This window comes from Oribacterium sp. HCP28S3_H8, from assembly GCF_052064775.1.
Lineage (GTDB): Bacteria > Bacillota > Clostridia > Lachnospirales > Lachnospiraceae > Oribacterium.
The window spans coordinates 344126-363553 of sequence record NZ_JBQHUZ010000002.1 but is presented as its reverse complement, the minus strand read 5'-3'; the positions used below and the strand labels follow the sequence as shown (position 1 = coordinate 363553).

Here is a 19428-nt window from a genome sequence, read left to right as displayed (position 1 = left end):
GCAGTGCATTATGTACGTTATACGTCGCATTGATTTAAAATCCGATCAATAAATAGCATAATCAGTATACCCTCCCACGCGTTTTTAGGCAATCTACGTTTTCAGGCAAACAAAAAGCGGATTCCTTTCGGAGTCCGCTTTTTTATCTATATGATCTTACTCATATGCTGTCAATGTGGTATACGCAACCTTGTCGGATTCGCTGAAACCGGCTGTTCGATGACCGGTTCCCTCACATCTCTCAAACCGTATTAAACGAGCTCGAGCAGAACCTCCATTGCAGCATCACCCTTTCTCAGACCAACCTTAACGATTCTTGTATAACCACCGTTACGTGAAGCGTACTTTGGTGCATACTCATCAAAAAGCTTGTTGGCAAGATCTACCTTCTTGGTATTTTTCTTCTTACCAGCCTTAGCCTGAGGAACCTCTGTTACATCATAGGTGGATGCGTAAATCTTACGACGAGCTGCAAGTCTGGATGGCTTGTCCTTCTTGATGGTCTTTTCAACCTCGTCATAAACCGTTGTCTTCTTGCCGTCAACAACTTCCTTTACTCTCTTGCCATCAGCGTCCTTACGGGCAACCTTAGCCTTAACAGTAACTTCCTCATAATTGTCCTTCTCCTTAACAGCAAGGGCAATCAGCTTCTCAACCTGCTTGCGAACTTCCTTAGCTCTCGCCTCTGTTGTAAAGATTCTGCCATGAGCAAGAACAGAAGTTGTAAGAGAACGAAGCATAGCCTGTCTCTGGTTTGAAGCTCTACCTAATTTTCTATACATTGCCATAATTATAATCCTCCACCGTGCTCTTTGGACTTACCGGTAAAATCATCTGAGCCCCGTAGCTTTTTACGGGATCCACCTCATACTGTTTGACGTTTCCGCCCTATTCTTCTTTCTGAGAAAGGCTCAGATTTAATTCTTTCAGTTTTGCAAGAACTTCCTCAAGAGATTTCCGGCCGAGATTTCTGACCTTCATCATATCCTCCGGTGTCTTGGAGCAAAGCTCCTGCACGGTATTGATACCTGCTCTCTTAAGGCAGTTATAGGAACGAACGGATAACTCCAGCTCGTCAATGTTCATCTCGAGAACTTTTTCCTTCTCATCATCCGGTTTTTCAACCATAACGGCAGTCTGCGCTGCACTTGCACTCAGATTGATAAACAGAGCCAGGTGCTTGGAAAGCAGCTTGGAAGCCGCTGAAACTGCATCCTCCGGTGTGACGGTTTCGTTGGTAAACACATCCAGCGTAAGCTTGTCGTAGTCAGTCATATTGCCGACACGTGTATTCTGTATAGTCATATTTACGCGTTCCACCGGTGTATAGATAGCATCAACATCCAACACGACATTTCCGTTCTCATCCGGTTCAACCTTCTGAGACGGATCTGCAGCCACATAGCCTCTGCCATTGGTGATGGTCAGCTCCATCTTGAGCTTCGCATCACTTCCGGTCAGAGTCGCAATAACCTGCTCCGGATTAAAGATCTCTACTTCCTCATCCGTACGGATGTCTGCCGCAGTTACTGTGCCCTCTCCGGAAAAATCAATATATGCAGCCTTGGGCGCATCTGACTCTGATGAATTTTGAATTGCCAGATTTTTGAGATTCATAACAATATCTGTCAGACTCTCGGCAACGCCGGGAATCATCAGTGTGTCATGATTAACACCTTCAAACTTAACCTGTGATACTGCTGAACCAGGCAAGGAAGAAAGCATGATTCTCTTAAGAGAATTACCAAGAGTTGTGCCATAACCTCTCTCGAGTGGCTCACAGACAAATCTGCTGTATCTCTTGTCGTCTGAAACATCAACAATTTCAATGTTTGGTTTTTCAAAATCGAACATGCAATGCCTCCTTTATTGCAGGCTAATTATTTGGAATACAACTCGACGATAAGCATCTCGTTTACAGGAACATCGATTTCCTCTCTCTGTGGAAGCTGCTTTACAGTTGCCTTAAGCTTCTCGGAATCAACGTCAAGCCATGACGGAACCATTCTGCCGCCTGTTACTTCGACGATATCCTTAAATCTCTGCAGAGACTTCTTGGACTCTCTTACCTCTACTACATCACCAGCAGATACAAGGTAGGAAGGGATATTTACGACCTTACCATTTACAGTAATCAGTCTGTGTCCAACGATCTGTCTTGCCTCACGTCTTGTACGTGCAAGTCCGGATCTGAAGATAACATTATCAATACGGGACTCAAGAAGTACCATAAGGTTGGTACCTGTCTGACCCTTCATCTTATCAGCCTTAGCATAGTAATTTCTGAAAGGCTTCTCAAGTACACCATAGATGAACTTTGCCTTCTGCTTCTCACGAAGCTGAGTAGCATACTCACTCATCTTACGACGCTGATTTCTAAGCTGTCTGTTAGACTTCTTGTCATAGCCAAGGAATACAGGATCAAGTCCAAGTGATCTGCATCTTTTAAGTACAGGAGTCTTATCTACTGCCATTTTATATCTCTCCTTATAATATCATGAATTAACTTACGTGATACGCCCTTTACACAGCTTTATATATCTTATTCTCTGCTTCATCGGGCTGATGTGCCGCTTTATTTAAATGACGCGGCCTAAGTCATTAATTTGATTATACTCTTCTACGCTTTGGTGGACGGCATCCGTTATGTGGAACCGGAGTTACATCCTTAATGGATGTTACTTCAAGACCATTTGCCTGCAGAGCACGAATTGCTGCCTCACGTCCGGATCCCGGTCCCTTAACCATCACATCCACATACTTCAAGCCGTATACTAAAGCTGCCTTTACAGCAGTTTCAGCAGCCATCTGAGCTGCATATGGAGTAGATTTTCTTGAACCTCTGAAACCAAGACCACCGGCACTTGCCCATGAAAGAGCATTACCCTGAGCATCTGTTAATGTAACAATAGTGTTATTAAAAGATGACTGAATATGTGCCTGTCCGCGTTCAACGTTTTTCTTTACACGCTTTTTTGTCACTCTTTTACCAGTTGACTTAGCCATATTTAAACTAACCTACTTTCCTCAATTTCTCTTCCTGTATTTAAAACATGAAGATCACAATAGTTCCAATACATTTCCCTTTGGACTTGTCATTAAATCGCAAGAAGGATTACTTCTTCTTATTAGCAACAGTCTTTCTCGGGCCCTTACATGTTCTGGCGTTTGTCTTGGACTTCTGTCCTCTGCACGGAAGGTTTCTTCTGTGACGAATGCCTCTGTAGCAGCCAATTTCCTGCAGTCTCTTGATATCAAGAGCCACATCTCTTCTGAGGTCACCTTCTACTTCCTGGTGCTCAGCGATGTAGTTTGCAAGAACCTTAACCTCATCGTCAGTCAGATCCTTAACACGTGTATCAGGGTTAACGCCTGTTTCCTTGAGGATCTTATCTGCAGATGATCTGCCGATACCATAAATGTAGGTCAGACCGATCTCGATACGCTTCTCTCTAGGTAAATCAACACCTGCAATACGAGCCATTTTAGTTTCCTCCTGTTAAAAATTAACCTTGTCTCTGCTTATGCTTAGGGTTTTCGCAGATAATTCTGATAGAGCCTTTACGCTTAATGACTTTGCATTTCTCGCAGATAGGCTTTACTGATGATCTTACCTTCATAGTAAATTCCCCTTTCTAATTACGAATTCGAACAAAGTTGCCGTATTATTCTAGCAAAACAGGCAACAAATGTAAAGTCCAAACTCTGCTTCTTTATTTCCGGATTATTGTTTTTTATGTATTAATTTTAATACATAAAATCATTTGTCTCTCCAGATAATTCTGCCCTTAGAGAGATCATAGGGAGATAATTCAAGCTTAACATGATCTCCCGGCAGAATCCTAATGTAATTCATCCGCAGCTTACCGGAAATGTTGGCAAGCACCTGATGGCCATTTTCCAGCTCAACTGTAAACATGGCGTTCGGAAGTTTTTCGATTACTTTTCCTGTAATCTCGATTACATCTGATTTTGACATCCCGTTCTCCTTCTTATTTTTTATATGTACATTTATATTATGTGCTTTTAGTAATATGGTCTGTTAAGCTCATCGATGAAGCGCTGCCGCTCGACACTCATAATCACTTTACCAGTGTCAGGACCTCCGGACCATTATCTGTTATCAGTACGGTATTTTCATAATGACAGCCAAGTTTTCCGTTATCGGTAACAACGGTCCATCCATTATCAAGTGTATGAACATCACCGCTTTCCTCTGCAATCATGGGCTCAATCGCAAGTACCATGCCGGCCGCAAGCTTTGGTCCTTTACGATGCATATCATAATTCGGAACCTCCGGATCCATATGGATCTCGTGCCCGATACCATGTCCTACATACTCCTTTAGGACGCCACAGCCATGATCCTCTGCGTAATAACCGATCGCTGCACAGATATCATTAAGATGATTTCCGGGAACCGCGTTTTTAACCCCTGCCCAGAAGCTGTCCTGACATACTTCTATAATGTGCTTTGCGTTATCTGAAATGTTTCCTACTGCCCATGTTCGTGTTGCGTCTGCATTATAGCCGCGATAACTTGTGCAGGTATCAATAGATACAATATCTCCGTCCTTTAAGATCCTGTGGAAATCCGGGATTCCGTGGATAACCTCGTCATTCACAGAAACACAACAGGCTGCCGGAAAATCATAGAGACCCTTCATGCTTGGAAATCCGCCAAGCTTTTTCATAAGTCCTTCTGCCTTTTCATTCACTTCACCAGTGCTCATGCCCGGCCTGATCATTTCTCCCAGTCTGTTATGCATCTCGCACAGGATCTTGCCTGCCTCCCGCATCAACTCAATTTCGTGTTTTGATTTAATTTCGATCATTACTCTTAACTTCTTTCCGGATCTTCCGGTTTTCAGGATGATCCTTATCCGAGGATGGAAATGATATCCTGGAATACCTTTTCAAGATCCTGTGTACCGTCAATTTCTCTAAGGATACCTTCATTTTTATAATATGAGATCAACGGCTCTGTCTGCTTATGATAAACGTTTAAACGCTCCTTAACCGTCTCAGGCTTATCATCCTCACGGATCACAAGCTCGGCGCCGCATTTGTCGCAGATATTTTCCAGCTTCGGCGCTGCGTATACAACATGATACGTGGATCCGCATTTCGGACAGGCACGTCTTCCGGACATACGCTTGACAATGTTATCATCCGGAACGTTGATGTCCAGTGCGTAGTCAATCCTTTCATCTCTTTCGGCGAGAGCCCTTGTAAGACTCTCTGCCTGAGGAATGGTCCGTGGGAACCCATCCAGCACATAGCCGTTTTTACAATCGTCGGCACCGATTCTATCGAGAAGCATTCCGATGGTGACATCGTCCGGTACCAGCTCACCCTTATCCATATAGCTTTTGGCTTTTAAGCCAAGCTCTGTGCCGCCTTTGATGTTGGCGCGGAAGATATCTCCGGTGGAAATATGCGGAATATTGTATTTGTCAGCGATTTTGATTGCCTGAGTGCCCTTGCCGGCGCCCGGCGCTCCTAACATTACGAGCTTCATTAAAGCCTCCTGTTGGTTAATGCTCTTATATTGTCATTTGTCTGATAAAGCACTTATAGCCTCCCCACCACATACGGATGGGGAGGCTGTAATGTATCAATCTTCTAAGAATCCTTTGTAATTTCTTACGACCATCTGTGACTCGATAGATTTCAATGTTTCAAGCACAACTCCTACAATAATGATAAGAGATGTTCCTGCAAATGAAATACGACTTACAGAGAAAAGTCCGGATACCACAATAGGTATAATCGCAACAATTGCAAGTCCTGTCGCACCGATAAAGATGATGTATGTAAGAATACCATCAAGGTAATCACTGGTTGGCTTTCCTGGACGGATTCCCGGTATAAAGCCACCCTGTTTTTTCATATTATTGGCGACCTCCAACGGATTGAAGGAAATCGACGTATAAAAATATGCAAAAAAGTACAGCAGCACAATGTAGATAATCATACCTACCGAATAAATCGGTGCATTGGGATTACACCAGCTTCCCGAATTAAGCATCATAAGGATCTTTCCCGGAATAGTTCCATAATCCACCTTAAGGATCTGACCGATCACAACAGGCATCGTCATAATGGAAGATGCAAAAATTACCGGCATCACATTGGCTGTATTAACCTTAAGCGGAATTACAGATGACTGACCGCCGACAAGGCCTCTTCCCTGAACTCTCCGCGAGTACTGCACAGGGATACGTCTTTCCGCGTCCTGCAGAACGACTGTAAATACTACCATGGCGCAGATTGCGGCTGCAATGATGATAACGGAAACCACCATCGTTGCCACCTTCTTACCCTGTATAAAACGTACATACAGTGTCATGAAGTCATTCGGGATAGACGAAAGAATGTTAAAGAGCAGAACGAGTGAAATACCGTTTCCTACTCCTTTATCTGTAATCTGCTCGCCGATCCACATTAGAAGTGCAGAACCAGCTGTCATGGTAACAATAGCAATAACAATATCAGCAATCTTTCTGATTGTGCTCGCTTGGGCATATCCGATCAGCAGTCCGTTTCCACCGAAGCCAATCGCCATCGCGCTGGATTCAATCAGTGCCAAACCAATGGTCACGTATCTGGTGTACTCCGTAAGCTTCTTTCTACCCTCTTCTCCATCCTGCTGGAGATCCTCCAACGCAGGAATCGCTACGGTCAGCAGCTGGATAATGATGGATGAAGTGATGTACGGCGTAATGGATAGCGCAAAAACCGACAGCTGCTCAAAGGAGCCGCCGGTCATTGTGTTAAACCAGCCGAAGGCATCATTGTTTGCCATACTATTAAACAGGTCGCCGAAATATCCCGAGTTTACACCCGGGATAGGAAGATTCGATCCAAACCGAATTACTACGAGCATCCAGAAAATGAATAAGAGCTTTTTTCTTAAATCCTTTACCTTGAATGCGTTTAGTATCGATTTAAACATCAGATTACCTCACAGGTTCCGCCTAAAGCTTCGATCTTCTCCTTAGCTGATGCTGAAAATGCGTTTACCTTGACATCAAGCTTCTTTGTAAGCTCACCATTGCCAAGAATCTTAACGCCATCGTACACCTTCTTTACAAGGCCTCTCTCAACAAGTGCCTCAACGGTAACGGTCTCACCGTCGTTGAACTTAGCTTCAAGAGCAGAAAGGTTTACTCCTGTGATAACCTTGGAATTACGATCTGTAAATCCTCTCTTAGGAAGACGTCTGAACAGAGGCATCTGACCACCCTCAAATCCTGGTCTTGGTGCTCCGGAACGAGCTTTCTGTCCCTTAGCTCCCTTACCTGCTGTCTTACCGTTTCCTGATCCGTGACCACGGCCACGTCTGAAGTTCTTTGACTGCTTTGAACCCTCTGCAGGTCTTAAACTAGATAACTCCATTGTATGCCTCCTTAGATTTCTTCAACTTTTACAAGGTGATTAACTCTCTGAATCATGCCCTTTGTAGTGTTGTTGTTTGGAAGCTCTACAGACTGACGAATCTTTCTCAGGCCAAGAGCCTCAATGGTTGCTCTCTGCTTCGGGATAGCTGCGATAGGAGACTTAACTAATGTGATTTTTAATTTATCTGCCATTTCTTAACCTCCTCAATTAACCCATAATCTCAGCTACAGTCTTGCCTCTGAGGGCAGCAAACTGTTCCGGAGTCTTCATAGATGTAAGACCCTGGATCGTAGCGAGTACAACGTTGATCTTGTTGTTGGAACCAAGAGACTTTGTACGGATATTTCTGATACCTGCAAGTTCAAGAACAGAACGTGCCGGACCACCGGCAATGATACCAGTTCCTTCCGGTGCCTTCTTAAGCAGAACCGTTGAACTGCCGTACTTACCAACATAATCATGCGGAACAGACTTATCATCTGTTACAGGAATCGCTACAATATTTTTAACTGCAGATTCTCTTGCCTTACGAATTGCCTCAGGAACCTCGACTGCCTTACCGATACCGCAGCCTACATGACCATTACCATCTCCTACTACAACGAGAGCAGAAAATCTGATCGTACGTCCGCCTTTAACAGTTTTGGACACACGCTTGATGGCAACGACGTTGTCGTTTAATTCCAACTGATTTGCATCAATTTTTTCACGCTTCATCTTGCTTGTCTCTCCTCTCGATTAGAATACAAGGCCGGCTTCTCTAGCTGCATCAGCAAGAGCCTGAACCTTACCGTGATACAGGAAACCGCCTCTGTCAAATACGACTTCCTTGATTCCCTTAGCGAGAGCCTTCTCAGCAATTGCCTTACCAACATACTGAGCAGCTGCCACATTGTCTGTTACCTCAAGATGTGCATCCTTATCAAGAGTAGATGCTGCGCACAGGGTATTGCCGGCAACATCATCGATAATCTGCGCATACATATGCTTGTCAGATCTGAAAACAGAAAGACGTGGTCTCTCTGGAGTACCAGAAAAACGGTTTCTCAGTCTTGCATGCTTTTTCTGACGAAGCTCAGCTTTATTTTTCTTGCTAACCATCTTACTTTCCTCCTACTTATTTCTTACCAGTCTTACCAACCTTACGTCTGATTGTCTCCTCAGCGTACTTGATGCCCTTGCCCTTATATGGCTCCGGTCCTCTCTTAGCACGGATTTCAGCCGCATACTGTCCAACTGCTTCCTTATCGATACCTCTTACAAAAATAGTATTAGTTCCATCCAGAACTGTCTCGAGGCCTTCCGGATCCTGCATTGTTACAGGATGTGAATATCCCAGAGTAAGTGTAAGCGTCTTACCCTGCTTTGCAGCTCTGTAACCAACACCGTTGATCTCGAGCTTCTTTTCATAGCCCTTGGTTACACCATCAACCATGTTGTTGATGAGAGCTCTAGTAAGTCCGTGAAGGGACTTCTCTTTTTTATTATCATTAGGTCTTGTAACGACGATGTGACCGTTTTCTTCCTTAATGGTGATTTCACTTGCAAACTGCTTTGTAAGTGTTCCCTTAGGTCCCTTAACGGATACAACATTGCCGTCCTTGATCTCAACAGTAACGCCTGCTGGGATTGCTACCGGTAATTTTCCGATACGTGACATAGTAATGTCTCCTCTCTCTTAAATTCTCAGCCAGTTACGGCTGTTTTCAGATGTTTACAGTTTCTGGCGTAATGCACTGCTCCGTTTATTACCAAACGAATGCCAGCACTTCTCCGCCTACGCCCTTTGCTCTTGCTTCCTTATCAGTCATAACGCCCTGATTTGTGGAAACGATTGCGATACCAAGTCCGCCAAGAACCTTAGGCATGTTTTCCTTGCCTGCATATACTCTGAGACCAGGCTTGGAAATTCTTCTAATGCCGCTAATGATCTTGTCATTCTTTGTAGCGCCATACTTCAGAGTCATCTTGATGTCCTGGAACTTGCCGTTATCAACCAGCTCATACTTGGATACATAACCCTCGTTAACAAGAATGTCGGCAATAGCTACCTTCATCTTGGAGGATGGAATGCATACAGTGTCATGCTTTGCAGTATTTGCGTTACGAATTCTAGTAAGCATATCTGCGATTGGATCACTCATACTCATGTTTACGGATATCCTTTCTCAAATAAAATATGTTGTTAGATGCGAAATGTCACGTGCCTCAAAGAGACACGCAACATTCTACATTATAACCATTTTTTTCCGAGTTTCAACCCGGTCTGGCGTATCTTTTAAAAATACATCGTGTATTTTTTTGAATACAGTCCAGAAATTATCGCCCTTGACGACATTTGCACATCGCCGCAGGCTCAGAATTGCCTGATACTTACCAGGATGCCTTTTTAACTCCGGGAATTTCGCCCTTGTAAGCAAGCTCACGGAAGCAAACACGGCAGATACCATACTTCTTGAGTACGCTGTGAGGTCTTCCACAGATCTTGCATCTTGTGTATTCTCTTGAAGAGAACTTAGCAGGTCTCTTCTGCTTTAACTTCATTGATAACTTTGCCATACTATCCTCCGATTATTTTGCAAAAGGCATGTTGAAAAGCTTAAGAAGTTCACGCGCTTCTTCGTCGGACTTAGCAGTCGTAACAAAGATTACGTCCATACCTCTAACCTTATCAACCTTATCAAACTCGATCTCAGGGAAAATGATCTGCTCCTTGATACCAAGTGCATAGTTGCCTCTGCCATCAAAAGCGTTAGGATTAACACCTCTGAAGTCTCTTACACGAGGAAGCGCAAGGTTGATCAGTCTGTCAGCGAACTCATACATTCTGTCTCCACGCAGAGTAACCTTGCAGCCAATTGCCTGTCCCTCTCTGATCTTGAAGTTGGCAACGGACTTTTTAGCCTTGGTTGTTACTGCATGCTGACCTGTGATGATCTCCAGGTCTCTAACTGCGCTGTCGAGAACCTTGGAATTTTCCTTAGCTTCTCCTACGCCCATATTGATAACGATTTTCTCAAGCTTTGGGATTTCGTTTACATTCTTGTAGCCGAACTTCTTAACCATAGCTTCCTTAATCTCGCTATTATAAAGGTCCTTTAATCTAGCCATTTTTAAATTCCTCCTTTCTCTCAATCAACAACCTTGCCGGTCTTTTTAGCAATTCTTACCTTCTTGCCGTCCTCAACCTTAAATCCGACACGGGTAGGCTGACCATCCACAACGAGCATCACATTGGATGCATCGATCGGTGCTTCCTTATGAAGGATGCCGCCCTGTGGATTGCCGGCGCTCGGCTTCTGATGCTTGGTTACCATATTGCAGCCTTCAACGACTACTTTATTGGTTGCAGGATCAAAGGACAGAACCTTACCCTGCTTTCCATTGTCCTTACCGGCAATGATCTGTACCATATCGTCTTTTTTAATTCTACGCATCTGGCAACCTCCTTATAATACTTCCGGTGCGAGGGAAACGATCTTCATGTAGCCATGATCACGAAGCTCTCTAGCAACCGGTCCAAAAATACGGGTTCCCTTTGGAGTGTTGTCTTCCTTAAGAATTACAGCTGCGTTCTCATCAAACTTGATGTAGCTGCCATCCTTACGGCGAATGTCATCCACCGTTCTTACTACAACGGCCTTAACAACGTCGCCCTTCTTAACCTGTCCGCCCGGAATTGCGTCCTTTACGGAAGCAACAATTGTATCACCTACAGCGGCATATCTTCTGGTTGAGCCACCCATAACGCGGATGCAAAGAAGCTCTCTTGCACCTGTGTTATCAGCAACCTTTAATCTTGTTTCCTGCTGAATCATATAATGCTCCTTCCCTGCTCCTGATTATTTAGCCTTTTCAACGATCTGAACAAGTCTCCATCTCTTGGTCTTGGAAAGAGGTCTTGTAGCCATAACCTTTACGGTATCGCCTACACCAGCCTCATTGTTTTCATCATGAGCGTAGATCTTAACCGTACGCTTCACGATCTTTCCGATCAGAGGATGCTTTACGTGATCTTCGATAGCAATAACGATGGTCTTATCCATCTTTGCACTTACGACCTTACCGGTACGTGTCTTTCTCAGATTTCTTTCCATTGTTGTGCTCTCCTTTCTCACGCTTTAGCCTTTTCAGTGATAACTGTCTGAATACGCGCGATATTCTTGCGAACCTCGGTGATTCTTGCTGTATTATCGAGCTGGTTTGTTGCGTTCTGGAATCTCAGGTTAAAAAGCTCCTTCTTTGCAGAAACAAGCTCTTCCTTTAACTGCTCCTGAGACTTTGCCTTTAACTCGTCTAAGTAAGTATTTTTCTTCATTAGTTATCACCGCCTTCCAGATCTGCCTTGGAAACAACCTTGCAGTTGCAAGGAAGCTTATGACCTGCAAGTCTGAGCGCTTCTCTTGCCTGACTCTCAGGTACACCAGCGATTTCAAAAAGAACTCTGCCTGGCTTTACAACAGCTACCCAAAATTCTACAGCGCCCTTTCCGGAACCCATTCTGACTCCAAGAGGCTTAGCTGTAATAGGCTTGTCAGGGAAGATATCGATCCAAACCTGTCCACCACGCTTAATATATCTTGTAAGAGCGACTCTGGCTGCCTCAATCTGATTAGCCTTGATCCAGCATGGCTCTGTAGAGATGATACCGAACTCACCGTGTGAGATTCTGTTTCCTCTTGTAGCCTTGCCCTTCATGTTGCCACGAATCTGCTTACGATATTTTGTTCTCTTAGGCATTAACATAGTTATTTCTCGCTCCCTTCCTTATTTTTCTTGGCAGGAAGTACCTCGCCCTTATAGATCCAGACCTTAACACCAAGTCTGCCGTAAGTTGTAGCAGCCTCAGCAAAGCCGTAATCAATATCAGCTCTTAATGTCTGCAGAGGGATTGTTCCTTCGCTGTAAAACTCTCTTCTTGCGATATCAGCACCGCCGAGACGTCCGCCAACAGAAGCCTTGATACCAAGCACTCCGGACTTCATAGTTCTCTGCATTGCCTGCTTCATAGCTCTTCTGAAGGATACACGGTTCTCAAGGGACTGTGCAATAGACTCAGCAACAAGCTGTGCATCACGATCCGGTCTCTTGATTTCCTTGATATCGATGTAAACGTTCTTGTCTGTGAGCTTCTGAACTTCTTTTCTTACCTTCTCAATCTCAGCGCCGCCCTTGCCGATTACAAAACCAGGCTTAGCAGTAAAGATGATGATGCGGACCTTGTCATTAGCAGCTCTTTCGATTTCAATCTTTGAGATGCCAGCAGAATACAGTCTCTTTTTCAGGAACTTTCTGATGTTGTAGTCCTCAACAAGGGTATCTGAAAAAGTCTTCTTGTCAGCATACCACTTGGAGTTCCAATCCTTAATGACGCCGACTCTCATGCCGTGCGGATTAACTTTCTGTCCCATTCAATGCCTCCTTACTTTCTCTCGTCCAAAACAACTGTGATATGAGAATTTCTCTTCAGTCTTCTCATTGCTCTGCCCTGAGGTTCCGGATGAATTCTCTTCATTGTCGGAGCTGCATTGGCATAGCACTCAGCAACATACAGATCATCTCTTGACATATTGTTGTTGTTTTCAGCGTTAGCTGCTGCAGACTCAAGGAGCTTCTTAAGTAAGGTTGAAGCATATCTTGGGTTATATGTTACGATACCGATTGCCTCGTCAAGATTCTTGCCTCTGATGGCATCAAGTACGAAGCATGCCTTCTGAACTGACACTCTTGCATATGAAAGAGTAGCTGAAGGTCTTCTGTCAGTATTTGCGTTTCTTTCTCTCTTAATCTGAGATCTGTGACCTTTTGACATTTAACATGTCCTCCTTTCAACTATGCAATTAAGCCTTACGCTCGTCGTTATTGCCATGATGACCACGGAAGGTTCTGGTTACAACGAACTCACCAAGCTTGTGTCCAACCATATCCTCTGTAATATATACAGGTACATGCTTTCTTCCGTCATGTACTGCGATTGTATGACCAACAAATGACGGGAAGATTGTAGAACGACGAGACCAGGTCTTAATAACGGCCTTGTTGTCTGCGGCATTCATTGCATCTACAGCCTTGAGCAGGCTCTTATCCGCAAATGGTCCTTTTTTTACTGAACGTGCCATATTCTCTTTCTCCTCCTCAATTATTTGATGGCCTTACCATCACGTCTTCTTACGATAAGCTTGTTGGAAGCCTTCTTCTTGTTTCTGGTCTTGAGACCAAGAGCAGGCTTACCCCAAGGTGTGCAAGGACCAGGTCTGCCGACCGGAGCCTTACCTTCTCCACCTCCGTGTGGGTGGTCATTCGGGTTCATAACAGAACCACGAACTGTAGGACGGATGCCCATGTGTCTCTTTCTGCCGGCCTTACCAAGATTTACAAGGTTATGCTCGCCGTTGCCTACAACACCGATGGTTGCGCGGCACTCGATCGGAACCATTCTCATCTCACCGGAAGGAAGACGCAGAGTTGCATACTTGCCCTCTCTTGCCATAAGCTGTGCAGCGTTTCCTGCGGAACGAACAAGCTGTGCGCCCTTACCAGGCTGAAGCTCAATTGCGTGTACGCTGGAACCTACAGGGATCTTGGAAAGAGGCAGACAGTTGCCGACTCTTGCCTCGGCGTTCTCGCCGCTCATAACCTTCATGCCATCTGTAAGACCGTTCGGTGCAAGGATATAAGCCTTGGAACCATCTTCATAGCAGAGAAGTGCAATGTTAGCTGTTCTGTTTGGATCATACTCGATACCAACTACAGTAGCTGTCAGACCATCCTTGGAATTTCTCTTGAAATCGATGATTCTGTACTTCTGTCTGTTTCCGCCGCCATGATGACGAACGGTGATCTTACCCTGATTATTTCTTCCGGCGTTCTTCTTGTTGGTTGCAAGAAGGGATTTTTCTGGAGTCTTCTTGGTGACTGCCTCAAAATCATAACCGGTCATGTTTCTTCTCGAAGGTGTATAAGGATTATATGTCTTAATACCCATGACTGATTTTTCTCCTTTATGAATGTTGTCACGTATAATTGAGAAATTTTTTCACGTGACGGATCGCTTTATCAAAGTCCTGCAAAGACCTCAATGTCCTTGGAGTCCTCTGTAAGTGTTACAATGGCCTTTTTCTGCTTAGCAGTCTGACCAACAACCATACCTCTTCTCTTCTTCTTGCCATCAAGATTCATGGTGTTTACAGATGCAACCTTTGCACCCTCAAACATCTTCTCAACAGCCTCTGCGATCTGAGACTTTGTTGCTTCAGGATGTACGAAGAAGGTATATTTCTTGGATGCCATCTCACCCATGGACTTCTCAGTCACAACCGGGCGCAGGATCACGTCGTAATATTTAACGTTTGCCATTATGCGTATACCTCCTGAACTTTTTCAAGAGCTGCCTTTGTAGCAACTACTGTCTGATACTTAAGTACATCGTATACATTAAGCTCATTTACCTGAGCGGTTTTAACGTCAGCGATGTTTCTTGCGGAAAGAACTGTGTTCTTATCGTTGGAATCAAGAAGCACAAATGCCTTCTTAACCTTGAGCGCATCCATCATGTTCTGGAAGTTCTTGGTCTTTACTTCATCGAACTTGATCTCATCAACAACGATGAGCTTGTTCTCTGCAACGGCATTGGAAAGCGCAGACTTAAGAGCTGCTCTCTTTTCCTTCTTGTTCATTGTGGTTGTATAGTCACGTGGAACCGGTGCAAATACAACTCCGCCGCCCTTCCACTGCGGTGCTCTGATGGAGCCCTGTCTAGCATGACCAGTTCCCTTCTGTCTCCAAGGCTTTCTGCCGCCTCCTGAAACTTCTGAACGAGTTAATGCTTTCTGTGTGCCCTGACGCTTGTTGGCAAGCTGAGCAACAACTGCGAGGTGAAGAAGGTGCTCATTAACCTCAACGCCAAATACAGCATCGTTGAGATCCATAGTTCCGACTTCCTTACCCTGCATATCAAATACTGATACGTTAGCCATTTATATGTTCCTCCTTTCTTCCGTCTCAGGCCTTTACAGCTTCTCTAACTGTAATCAGAGCCTTCTTTGGTCCCGGTACTGCTCCCTTTACAAGGATCAGGTTATTTTCAGCATCAACCTTTACAATTGTAAGGTTCTGTGTTGTAACCTTGATTGCACCCATGTGAGAAGGCATTCCCTTACCAGGAAGTACTCTCGATGGTGTAGCGGATGTACCATTGGAACCCTGATGACGATGGAACTTGGAACCGTGACCCATAGGTCCTCTGGACTGACCGTACTTTCTGATGGCTGACTCAAATCCCTTACCCTTGGAAATAGCGGTAACATCGATCTTGTCGCCTGCAGCAAAAATGTCTGCCTTGATTTCGTCCTTTACCTTGTAGTCCTCGGCATTTTCAAGTCTGAACTCCCTGAGATATCTCTTGCAGGAAACGCCAGCCTTGTCAAACTGTCCCTTTACCGGCTTGCTGACAAGATTCTCTCTCTTATCAACAAATCCTACCTGAACTGCGCTGTAACCGTCGTTCTCAACTGTCTTAACCTGTGTAACAACACAAGGACCAGCCTGAAGTACAGTTACCGGGATTAACACGCCATCTTCGTTCCAGATCTGTGTCATCCCTACCTTAGTAGCTAAAATAGCTTTCTTCATGTGTTCTCCTTTCTACAGCGGAACCAGTTTTACCCGGTTCATCCTAGAATCATTTCTTCTTCATCTTGATGTCAACGTAAACACCAGCCGGCATCTCCAGTCTCTGAAGTGCATCCATTGTCTTCTGGTTCGGGCTGATGACGTCGATCAGTCTCTTGTGAGTTCTCTGCTCAAACTGCTCACGAGAGTCCTTGTACTTATGTACAGCTCTCAGAATAGTGATGACTTCCTTCTTAGTTGGAAGTGGTACCGGTCCGGAAACCTGTGAACCAGTTTTCTTGCAGCTCTCCACAATTTTTGCGGCTGACTCGTCCACAAGAGTGTGGTCGTAAGCCTTGAGTGTGATTCTCATTACTTGACTTGCCATAAAAAAAGTCGCCTCCTATCGGAATTTTGACGATAAGTTGGTGACTGTACACGTAACCGTGCGTGTCCGTGAGCGAATACGCACAAAATCCGCCTGCTGTTCAGCGGATTAAATTGTAGTACAGTGACCTGCCGTCAGTTTTAATAACTCGACATTCGCTCCGTGAAGTTCTCCCGCATGACTTATACTTGGTTGCCGTATCAGGATCAGAGTAGGAACCGTTGCCGGTTCGCTGAGGTTCCGAAGAACAAATCCGTACGGATCTTGGCTTTCGCTCTGCGAGCAATCTTTCATTTCAACGCTATCATGTCACAGCGAATACTAAGATAGCATACTGATTTGGCAATTTCAAGCGGTTTTTGAGGGAAATTGTTTTTAATATCAAACAATTTTACACGAATCCGGGCGTTTCATTTAAACCCAGCCGTGCGTGTCAACCACAAGTGCTAATTCTACCTTGATTTGTCCGGTTTTGCAAGCACAAAAGTGTTGAAGCCTCAGTACAAAAAAGAGCGCTGAACTCTCAGCGCTCTAAAAATCTTATATATCACGTACCATCAGCAGAATCAGTCATCGGTATCCCATAATACCGGAGCCTCCGGTGCAAAGGACTCCAGTGATCCGCTCACATTTGCTTTTAATGTGCCGTCACTGTTGGTAGAAACCTTATTGCCGTTTCCATCCTTAACATTACTTCTGCTCTTCATAACACGACCGGACTCATTAACCACATACTGCTTACCATTCACTGTGCAAAGCTGATAGTCCAGATCACTGTCCGCCTTCTGGAGCTTGCCTTTATAATAGAGGTAATCATCCTTAACACCTGTATAGCCCTTGCCGGTAGAATCAAAATAGCAGGTAATCTTCTCGCCATCGCCGTCCTCTACGGTCATCTTGCCGGTCTTGACAGAGCAGTCATTGCGGGAGGTACCGCAATAGTAATAATCCGCATCGGAAGTATTGGTGCTTGTGGATCCCAGAACAATGCCGTACGCAGGATTTCCCTTTTCATTAAAGAGATATCTCTTGCTGTCGATCTTCTCTACCTTATAAACATCCGAGGTTCCTGCAACCGGGTGCCCGTTTCTCTTAAAATAGAACCACTCTACATCTCCTGTTGCAAGATTACTGCTGTTTCCTGAATTGTTATCGTCATCCGGACCTACTGTAGAATACCAGGTATTGTTAATTCTCTCGCCCAGCTTATACTTACTGTCTGTCTTTTCCGCAAAATAGCTGTAATTTCCAAGCTCGGAGTCCTGCTTGCTGTCTGTCTTAGCCCAGCCGGTAACCATAACACCATTTTCGTCGAAGCCATAGGTGACGTTATCAATGGTTCTGCTCACAGCTTCTTCATCATCAGATTTATACTTCTCTCCTGTGCGGGTGTTAAAGTAAAACCAATAGCTGTCTCCCTTATTATAATCGTCGTCATCAACATCCTCAGGAAGCGGCAGCTGCTTCCAGCCGGTTTTCATGGCACCGCTGGTAGTATCGCAGTAGTAATTATCATTATCTACCCAGCCGGTCTGCATGATGCCCTGATCGTTAAAATAATAGTAGTAATCGCCAATCTTCTGCCAGCCGTCCTTACGCAGCGTACCGGTATTGGTTGCATAGTACCAGATGGTTGTGCCATTGTTGTCCGCCTTGATCCAGGAGTTGGTAACGGTGGATCCGTTATCATTTTGATAAATCTGCTCTCCATTGGAATTGGTCGTCCAACCGGCAGCATATGCTGAAACCGCGGAAATTGCCGCGAGCATGCTGGTGCCTAACAAAAAGCCTGTGAGTTTTCCTCTCATAAAACATAACCTCCAAAGCCGGTATAAAATATCCAGCCGAAACATCATAAATTTACATTATGTTTATATCATAGCGTGCCATAAAAACAAATACAATCCCAATTATATTAATTGTTCTCATAAATTAATTACGATAATCTTACAGACGTAAAGTCTCTACGGCGATCTTACATATGGAAAGGCACGCAAAAATATAGCATTCTGACATTCGCATAAAAGTCCCCATCATTTCTCCCATCGTCCGGAGCAGCCGCAGGGAAGTACCAGCCCGGTTTCTGTAACCGGCAGTCCAACCTCCTCGGAATGCACCACACCGCCAAGCTCCGGCACAAGCACCGTGGAGAGCATATAGCTCATGACTGCCGGCTGCAGACCTGTCGTATAGGAATTGATCAGAAAGAAAATGCTGTCCTTGGTAAGCAGCTTTGCGGCCAGCTGAATCAGCGGATAGACGGCATCTTCAATTTTCCATATCTCGCCCTTGGGTCCTCTGCCATAAGAAGGCGGATCCATAATAATGGCATCGTACGTATTGCCCCTCCGGATCTCGCGCTCCACGAACTTGGTGCAGTCGTCCACAAGCCAGCGGATCGGTGCCGTATCAAGGCCGGAACTCTGCGCATTTTCCTTCGCCCACTGCACCATGCCCTTGGAGGCATCCACATGTGTCACATGCGCACCTGCCTTAGCTGCCGCAAGCGTTGCGCCCCCGGTGTAGGCAAAAAGATTCAGCACCTTGACAGGCTTGTCACTGCCTGCTGCACGGCGCCTCTCGATTTCCCCTAAGATTTTATCTGAGAACCAGTCCCAGTTTGCTGCCTGCTCCGGAAAAAGGCCGGTATGCTTAAATGCAAATGGTTTTAAATGGAAGGTAAGCTCCCGGTCCTTAGCGGGCAGCTCCGTAAGAAGCGCATAAACCGGTGCCACGCGCTGATACGTTTCCCGCGCGTTCTCCCTAAGTGTGCTCTTCCCCGTCCCGCCGAGGACATATGAAATGGTCCACTGCTCCGGCAAATGAAAAAACTCCCACTCTCCTCCGCCCTTCTGCGAGCGGTGATAGTGTCCATTCAGCTTTTTCCATGCAGGATTACGCAGCTCTGTCTGCCAGATGACCTGCGGATCCGGTCTTCTCAGGATATATTTTCCCCAGCGCTCCAGCTTGTCTCCGGAGCTTGTATCAATGACTTCATAATCTTTCCAGTGATCAGCAATAAACAT

General features: G+C 45.0%; 33 protein-coding genes. All 33 read right to left on the bottom strand.

The window, feature by feature from the left end; all coding sequences use genetic code 11:
* Positions 1–251: 251 nt before the first annotated feature.
* Positions 252–788, bottom strand: a complete 537-nt coding sequence (locus ACTNEN_RS03805) for a bL17 family ribosomal protein (protein WP_441204751.1) — start codon at positions 786–788, stop codon at positions 252–254.
* 100 nt (positions 789–888) lie between these two features.
* Positions 889–1854 (bottom strand): DNA-directed RNA polymerase subunit alpha, encoded by a 966-nt coding sequence (locus tag ACTNEN_RS03800; protein WP_441204750.1) that lies wholly within the window; start codon positions 1852–1854, stop codon positions 889–891.
* Positions 1855–1880: 26 nt separating this feature from the next.
* Entirely contained in the window at positions 1881–2474 is a 594-nt protein-coding gene (gene rpsD, locus ACTNEN_RS03795; RefSeq protein WP_441204749.1) for a 30S ribosomal protein S4, read from the bottom strand.
* Between the two features lie 136 nt (positions 2475–2610).
* The gene (gene rpsK / locus ACTNEN_RS03790) at positions 2611–3006 is read right to left on the bottom strand and encodes a 30S ribosomal protein S11 (RefSeq protein WP_441204748.1); all 396 of its coding nucleotides are present in this window, start codon (positions 3004–3006) and stop codon (positions 2611–2613) included.
* A gap of 109 nt (positions 3007–3115) precedes the next feature.
* Positions 3116–3484, bottom strand: a complete 369-nt coding sequence (gene rpsM / locus ACTNEN_RS03785; RefSeq protein WP_441204747.1) for a 30S ribosomal protein S13 — start codon at positions 3482–3484, stop codon at positions 3116–3118.
* Between the two features lie 22 nt (positions 3485–3506).
* Positions 3507–3620 carry a 50S ribosomal protein L36 gene (gene rpmJ / locus ACTNEN_RS03780; protein ID WP_003022746.1) on the bottom strand — a complete coding sequence of 38 codons (114 nt, stop codon included), beginning with the start codon at positions 3618–3620 and terminating at the stop codon, positions 3507–3509.
* A 140-nt stretch (positions 3621–3760) separates the two neighbouring features.
* On the bottom strand, positions 3761–3979 hold the full coding sequence (gene infA, locus ACTNEN_RS03775) for a translation initiation factor IF-1 (RefSeq protein WP_441204746.1): 219 nt from the start codon (positions 3977–3979) through the stop codon (positions 3761–3763).
* 103 nt (positions 3980–4082) lie between these two features.
* The gene (map, locus tag ACTNEN_RS03770; RefSeq protein ID WP_441204745.1) at positions 4083–4835 is read right to left on the bottom strand and encodes a type I methionyl aminopeptidase; all 753 of its coding nucleotides are present in this window, start codon (positions 4833–4835) and stop codon (positions 4083–4085) included.
* A gap of 44 nt (positions 4836–4879) precedes the next feature.
* Entirely contained in the window at positions 4880–5521 is a 642-nt protein-coding gene (locus tag ACTNEN_RS03765) for an adenylate kinase (protein ID WP_441204744.1), read from the bottom strand.
* Between the two features lie 96 nt (positions 5522–5617).
* Positions 5618–6958: a preprotein translocase subunit SecY gene (gene secY, locus ACTNEN_RS03760; protein ID WP_441204743.1), complete on the bottom strand. Its 1341-nt coding sequence runs from the start codon at positions 6956–6958 to the stop codon at positions 5618–5620.
* A complete protein-coding gene (gene rplO / locus ACTNEN_RS03755; RefSeq protein ID WP_441204742.1) occupies positions 6958–7401 on the bottom strand; it encodes a 50S ribosomal protein L15 in 444 nt (147 codons plus the stop codon). Before rplO ends, secY begins: the two co-directional genes overlap by 1 nt.
* Positions 7402–7412: 11 nt before the next feature.
* On the bottom strand, positions 7413–7595 hold the full coding sequence (rpmD, locus tag ACTNEN_RS03750; protein WP_441204741.1) for a 50S ribosomal protein L30: 183 nt from the start codon (positions 7593–7595) through the stop codon (positions 7413–7415).
* A 16-nt stretch (positions 7596–7611) separates the two neighbouring features.
* Positions 7612–8121, bottom strand: coding sequence for a 30S ribosomal protein S5 (gene rpsE, locus ACTNEN_RS03745; protein WP_441204740.1), 510 nt, complete (start codon positions 8119–8121; stop codon positions 7612–7614).
* Positions 8122–8142: 21 nt separating this feature from the next.
* Complete coding sequence (gene rplR, locus ACTNEN_RS03740) at positions 8143–8505, bottom strand: 50S ribosomal protein L18 (RefSeq protein WP_441204739.1); 363 nt, start codon at positions 8503–8505, stop codon at positions 8143–8145.
* A gap of 16 nt (positions 8506–8521) precedes the next feature.
* Positions 8522–9064, bottom strand: coding sequence for a 50S ribosomal protein L6 (gene rplF / locus ACTNEN_RS03735; protein WP_441204738.1), 543 nt, complete (start codon positions 9062–9064; stop codon positions 8522–8524).
* 88 nt (positions 9065–9152) lie between these two features.
* Entirely contained in the window at positions 9153–9554 is a 402-nt protein-coding gene (gene rpsH, locus ACTNEN_RS03730) for a 30S ribosomal protein S8 (RefSeq protein ID WP_441204737.1), read from the bottom strand.
* A 223-nt stretch (positions 9555–9777) separates the two neighbouring features.
* Entirely contained in the window at positions 9778–9963 is a 186-nt protein-coding gene (locus ACTNEN_RS03725) for a type Z 30S ribosomal protein S14 (protein WP_441204736.1), read from the bottom strand.
* A gap of 12 nt (positions 9964–9975) precedes the next feature.
* Entirely contained in the window at positions 9976–10515 is a 540-nt protein-coding gene (gene rplE, locus ACTNEN_RS03720; RefSeq protein WP_441204735.1) for a 50S ribosomal protein L5, read from the bottom strand.
* Between the two features lie 20 nt (positions 10516–10535).
* Positions 10536–10841, bottom strand: a complete 306-nt coding sequence (gene rplX / locus ACTNEN_RS03715; protein WP_441204734.1) for a 50S ribosomal protein L24 — start codon at positions 10839–10841, stop codon at positions 10536–10538.
* A gap of 12 nt (positions 10842–10853) precedes the next feature.
* Complete coding sequence (gene rplN, locus ACTNEN_RS03710; protein ID WP_441204733.1) at positions 10854–11222, bottom strand: 50S ribosomal protein L14; 369 nt, start codon at positions 11220–11222, stop codon at positions 10854–10856.
* Between the two features lie 24 nt (positions 11223–11246).
* On the bottom strand, positions 11247–11501 hold the full coding sequence (gene rpsQ / locus ACTNEN_RS03705) for a 30S ribosomal protein S17 (protein WP_441204732.1): 255 nt from the start codon (positions 11499–11501) through the stop codon (positions 11247–11249).
* 17 nt (positions 11502–11518) lie between these two features.
* A complete protein-coding gene (gene rpmC, locus ACTNEN_RS03700) occupies positions 11519–11722 on the bottom strand; it encodes a 50S ribosomal protein L29 (protein ID WP_441204731.1) in 204 nt (67 codons plus the stop codon).
* On the bottom strand, positions 11722–12150 hold the full coding sequence (gene rplP, locus ACTNEN_RS03695; RefSeq protein ID WP_441204730.1) for a 50S ribosomal protein L16: 429 nt from the start codon (positions 12148–12150) through the stop codon (positions 11722–11724). The genes rpmC and rplP overlap by 1 nt, the downstream gene beginning before the upstream one ends.
* A 2-nt stretch (positions 12151–12152) precedes the next feature.
* On the bottom strand, positions 12153–12815 hold the full coding sequence (gene rpsC, locus ACTNEN_RS03690) for a 30S ribosomal protein S3 (protein WP_441204729.1): 663 nt from the start codon (positions 12813–12815) through the stop codon (positions 12153–12155).
* A gap of 11 nt (positions 12816–12826) precedes the next feature.
* A complete protein-coding gene (rplV, locus tag ACTNEN_RS03685) occupies positions 12827–13216 on the bottom strand; it encodes a 50S ribosomal protein L22 (RefSeq protein ID WP_441204728.1) in 390 nt (129 codons plus the stop codon).
* Positions 13217–13244: 28 nt separating this feature from the next.
* Positions 13245–13523, bottom strand: coding sequence for a 30S ribosomal protein S19 (gene rpsS, locus ACTNEN_RS03680; protein ID WP_441204727.1), 279 nt, complete (start codon positions 13521–13523; stop codon positions 13245–13247).
* Between the two features lie 20 nt (positions 13524–13543).
* Complete coding sequence (gene rplB / locus ACTNEN_RS03675; protein WP_441204726.1) at positions 13544–14389, bottom strand: 50S ribosomal protein L2; 846 nt, start codon at positions 14387–14389, stop codon at positions 13544–13546.
* Between the two features lie 71 nt (positions 14390–14460).
* Entirely contained in the window at positions 14461–14760 is a 300-nt protein-coding gene (gene rplW, locus ACTNEN_RS03670; protein ID WP_441204725.1) for a 50S ribosomal protein L23, read from the bottom strand.
* Positions 14760–15380, bottom strand: coding sequence for a 50S ribosomal protein L4 (gene rplD, locus ACTNEN_RS03665; RefSeq protein ID WP_441204724.1), 621 nt, complete (start codon positions 15378–15380; stop codon positions 14760–14762). Before rplD ends, rplW begins: the two co-directional genes overlap by 1 nt.
* Positions 15381–15405: 25 nt before the next feature.
* Positions 15406–16035 carry a 50S ribosomal protein L3 gene (rplC, locus tag ACTNEN_RS03660; RefSeq protein WP_441204723.1) on the bottom strand — a complete coding sequence of 210 codons (630 nt, stop codon included), beginning with the start codon at positions 16033–16035 and terminating at the stop codon, positions 15406–15408.
* 49 nt (positions 16036–16084) lie between these two features.
* Positions 16085–16402 (bottom strand): 30S ribosomal protein S10, encoded by a 318-nt coding sequence (gene rpsJ / locus ACTNEN_RS03655; protein WP_441204722.1) that lies wholly within the window; start codon positions 16400–16402, stop codon positions 16085–16087.
* A 566-nt stretch (positions 16403–16968) separates the two neighbouring features.
* A complete protein-coding gene (locus tag ACTNEN_RS03650; protein ID WP_441204721.1) occupies positions 16969–18210 on the bottom strand; it encodes a cell wall-binding protein in 1242 nt (413 codons plus the stop codon).
* Positions 18211–18435: 225 nt separating this feature from the next.
* Complete coding sequence (locus ACTNEN_RS03645; RefSeq protein WP_441204720.1) at positions 18436–19428, bottom strand: class I SAM-dependent methyltransferase; 993 nt, start codon at positions 19426–19428, stop codon at positions 18436–18438.

What these genes read in the sequence shown, in the direction of transcription:
- rplF (WP_441204738.1), bottom strand. Translation starts at nt 9,064, where the DNA reads ATGTCACGTATCGGAAAATTACCGGTAGCAATCCCAGCAGGCGTTACT.
- ACTNEN_RS03725 (WP_441204736.1), bottom strand. Translation starts at nt 9,963, where the DNA reads ATGGCAAAGTTATCAATGAAGTTAAAGCAGAAGAGACCTGCTAAGTTC.
- rpsQ (WP_441204732.1), bottom strand. Translation starts at nt 11,501, where the DNA reads ATGGAAAGAAATCTGAGAAAGACACGTACCGGTAAGGTCGTAAGTGCA.
- rpsC (WP_441204729.1), bottom strand. Translation starts at nt 12,815, where the DNA reads ATGGGACAGAAAGTTAATCCGCACGGCATGAGAGTCGGCGTCATTAAG.
- rplB (WP_441204726.1), bottom strand. Translation starts at nt 14,389, where the DNA reads ATGGGTATTAAGACATATAATCCTTATACACCTTCGAGAAGAAACATG.
- rpsH (WP_441204737.1), bottom strand. Translation starts at nt 9,554, where the DNA reads ATGAGTATGAGTGATCCAATCGCAGATATGCTTACTAGAATTCGTAAC.
- rplN (WP_441204733.1), bottom strand. Translation starts at nt 11,222, where the DNA reads ATGATTCAGCAGGAAACAAGATTAAAGGTTGCTGATAACACAGGTGCA.
- ACTNEN_RS03800 (WP_441204750.1), bottom strand. Translation starts at nt 1,854, where the DNA reads ATGTTCGATTTTGAAAAACCAAACATTGAAATTGTTGATGTTTCAGAC.
- rplD (WP_441204724.1), bottom strand. Translation starts at nt 15,380, where the DNA reads ATGGCTAACGTATCAGTATTTGATATGCAGGGTAAGGAAGTCGGAACT.
- rpsJ (WP_441204722.1), bottom strand. Translation starts at nt 16,402, where the DNA reads ATGGCAAGTCAAGTAATGAGAATCACACTCAAGGCTTACGACCACACT.
- map (WP_441204745.1), bottom strand. Translation starts at nt 4,835, where the DNA reads ATGATCGAAATTAAATCAAAACACGAAATTGAGTTGATGCGGGAGGCA.
- rpsM (WP_441204747.1), bottom strand. Translation starts at nt 3,484, where the DNA reads ATGGCTCGTATTGCAGGTGTTGATTTACCTAGAGAGAAGCGTATCGAG.
- rplW (WP_441204725.1), bottom strand. Translation starts at nt 14,760, where the DNA reads ATGGCAAACGTTAAATATTACGACGTGATCCTGCGCCCGGTTGTGACT.
- rpmD (WP_441204741.1), bottom strand. Translation starts at nt 7,595, where the DNA reads ATGGCAGATAAATTAAAAATCACATTAGTTAAGTCTCCTATCGCAGCT.
- rpmC (WP_441204731.1), bottom strand. Translation starts at nt 11,722, where the DNA reads ATGAAGAAAAATACTTACTTAGACGAGTTAAAGGCAAAGTCTCAGGAG.
- rplC (WP_441204723.1), bottom strand. Translation starts at nt 16,035, where the DNA reads ATGAAGAAAGCTATTTTAGCTACTAAGGTAGGGATGACACAGATCTGG.
- rplV (WP_441204728.1), bottom strand. Translation starts at nt 13,216, where the DNA reads ATGTCAAAAGGTCACAGATCTCAGATTAAGAGAGAAAGAAACGCAAAT.
- ACTNEN_RS03765 (WP_441204744.1), bottom strand. Translation starts at nt 5,521, where the DNA reads ATGAAGCTCGTAATGTTAGGAGCGCCGGGCGCCGGCAAGGGCACTCAG.
- secY (WP_441204743.1), bottom strand. Translation starts at nt 6,958, where the DNA reads ATGTTTAAATCGATACTAAACGCATTCAAGGTAAAGGATTTAAGAAAA.
- rpsD (WP_441204749.1), bottom strand. Translation starts at nt 2,474, where the DNA reads ATGGCAGTAGATAAGACTCCTGTACTTAAAAGATGCAGATCACTTGGA.
- rpsE (WP_441204740.1), bottom strand. Translation starts at nt 8,121, where the DNA reads ATGAAGCGTGAAAAAATTGATGCAAATCAGTTGGAATTAAACGACAAC.
- infA (WP_441204746.1), bottom strand. Translation starts at nt 3,979, where the DNA reads ATGTCAAAATCAGATGTAATCGAGATTACAGGAAAAGTAATCGAAAAA.
- rpmJ (WP_003022746.1), bottom strand. Translation starts at nt 3,620, where the DNA reads ATGAAGGTAAGATCATCAGTAAAGCCTATCTGCGAGAAATGCAAAGTC.
- rpsS (WP_441204727.1), bottom strand. Translation starts at nt 13,523, where the DNA reads ATGGCACGTTCAGTAAAAAAAGGACCATTTGCGGATAAGAGCCTGCTC.
- rplR (WP_441204739.1), bottom strand. Translation starts at nt 8,505, where the DNA reads ATGGTTAGCAAGAAAAATAAAGCTGAGCTTCGTCAGAAAAAGCATGCA.
- ACTNEN_RS03805 (WP_441204751.1), bottom strand. Translation starts at nt 788, where the DNA reads ATGGCAATGTATAGAAAATTAGGTAGAGCTTCAAACCAGAGACAGGCT.
- ACTNEN_RS03645 (WP_441204720.1), bottom strand. Translation starts at nt 19,428, where the DNA reads ATGTTTATTGCTGATCACTGGAAAGATTATGAAGTCATTGATACAAGC.
- rpsK (WP_441204748.1), bottom strand. Translation starts at nt 3,006, where the DNA reads ATGGCTAAGTCAACTGGTAAAAGAGTGACAAAAAAGCGTGTAAAGAAA.
- rplP (WP_441204730.1), bottom strand. Translation starts at nt 12,150, where the DNA reads ATGTTAATGCCTAAGAGAACAAAATATCGTAAGCAGATTCGTGGCAAC.
- ACTNEN_RS03650 (WP_441204721.1), bottom strand. Translation starts at nt 18,210, where the DNA reads ATGAGAGGAAAACTCACAGGCTTTTTGTTAGGCACCAGCATGCTCGCG.
- rplO (WP_441204742.1), bottom strand. Translation starts at nt 7,401, where the DNA reads ATGGAGTTATCTAGTTTAAGACCTGCAGAGGGTTCAAAGCAGTCAAAG.
- rplX (WP_441204734.1), bottom strand. Translation starts at nt 10,841, where the DNA reads ATGCGTAGAATTAAAAAAGACGATATGGTACAGATCATTGCCGGTAAG.
- rplE (WP_441204735.1), bottom strand. Translation starts at nt 10,515, where the DNA reads ATGGCTAGATTAAAGGACCTTTATAATAGCGAGATTAAGGAAGCTATG.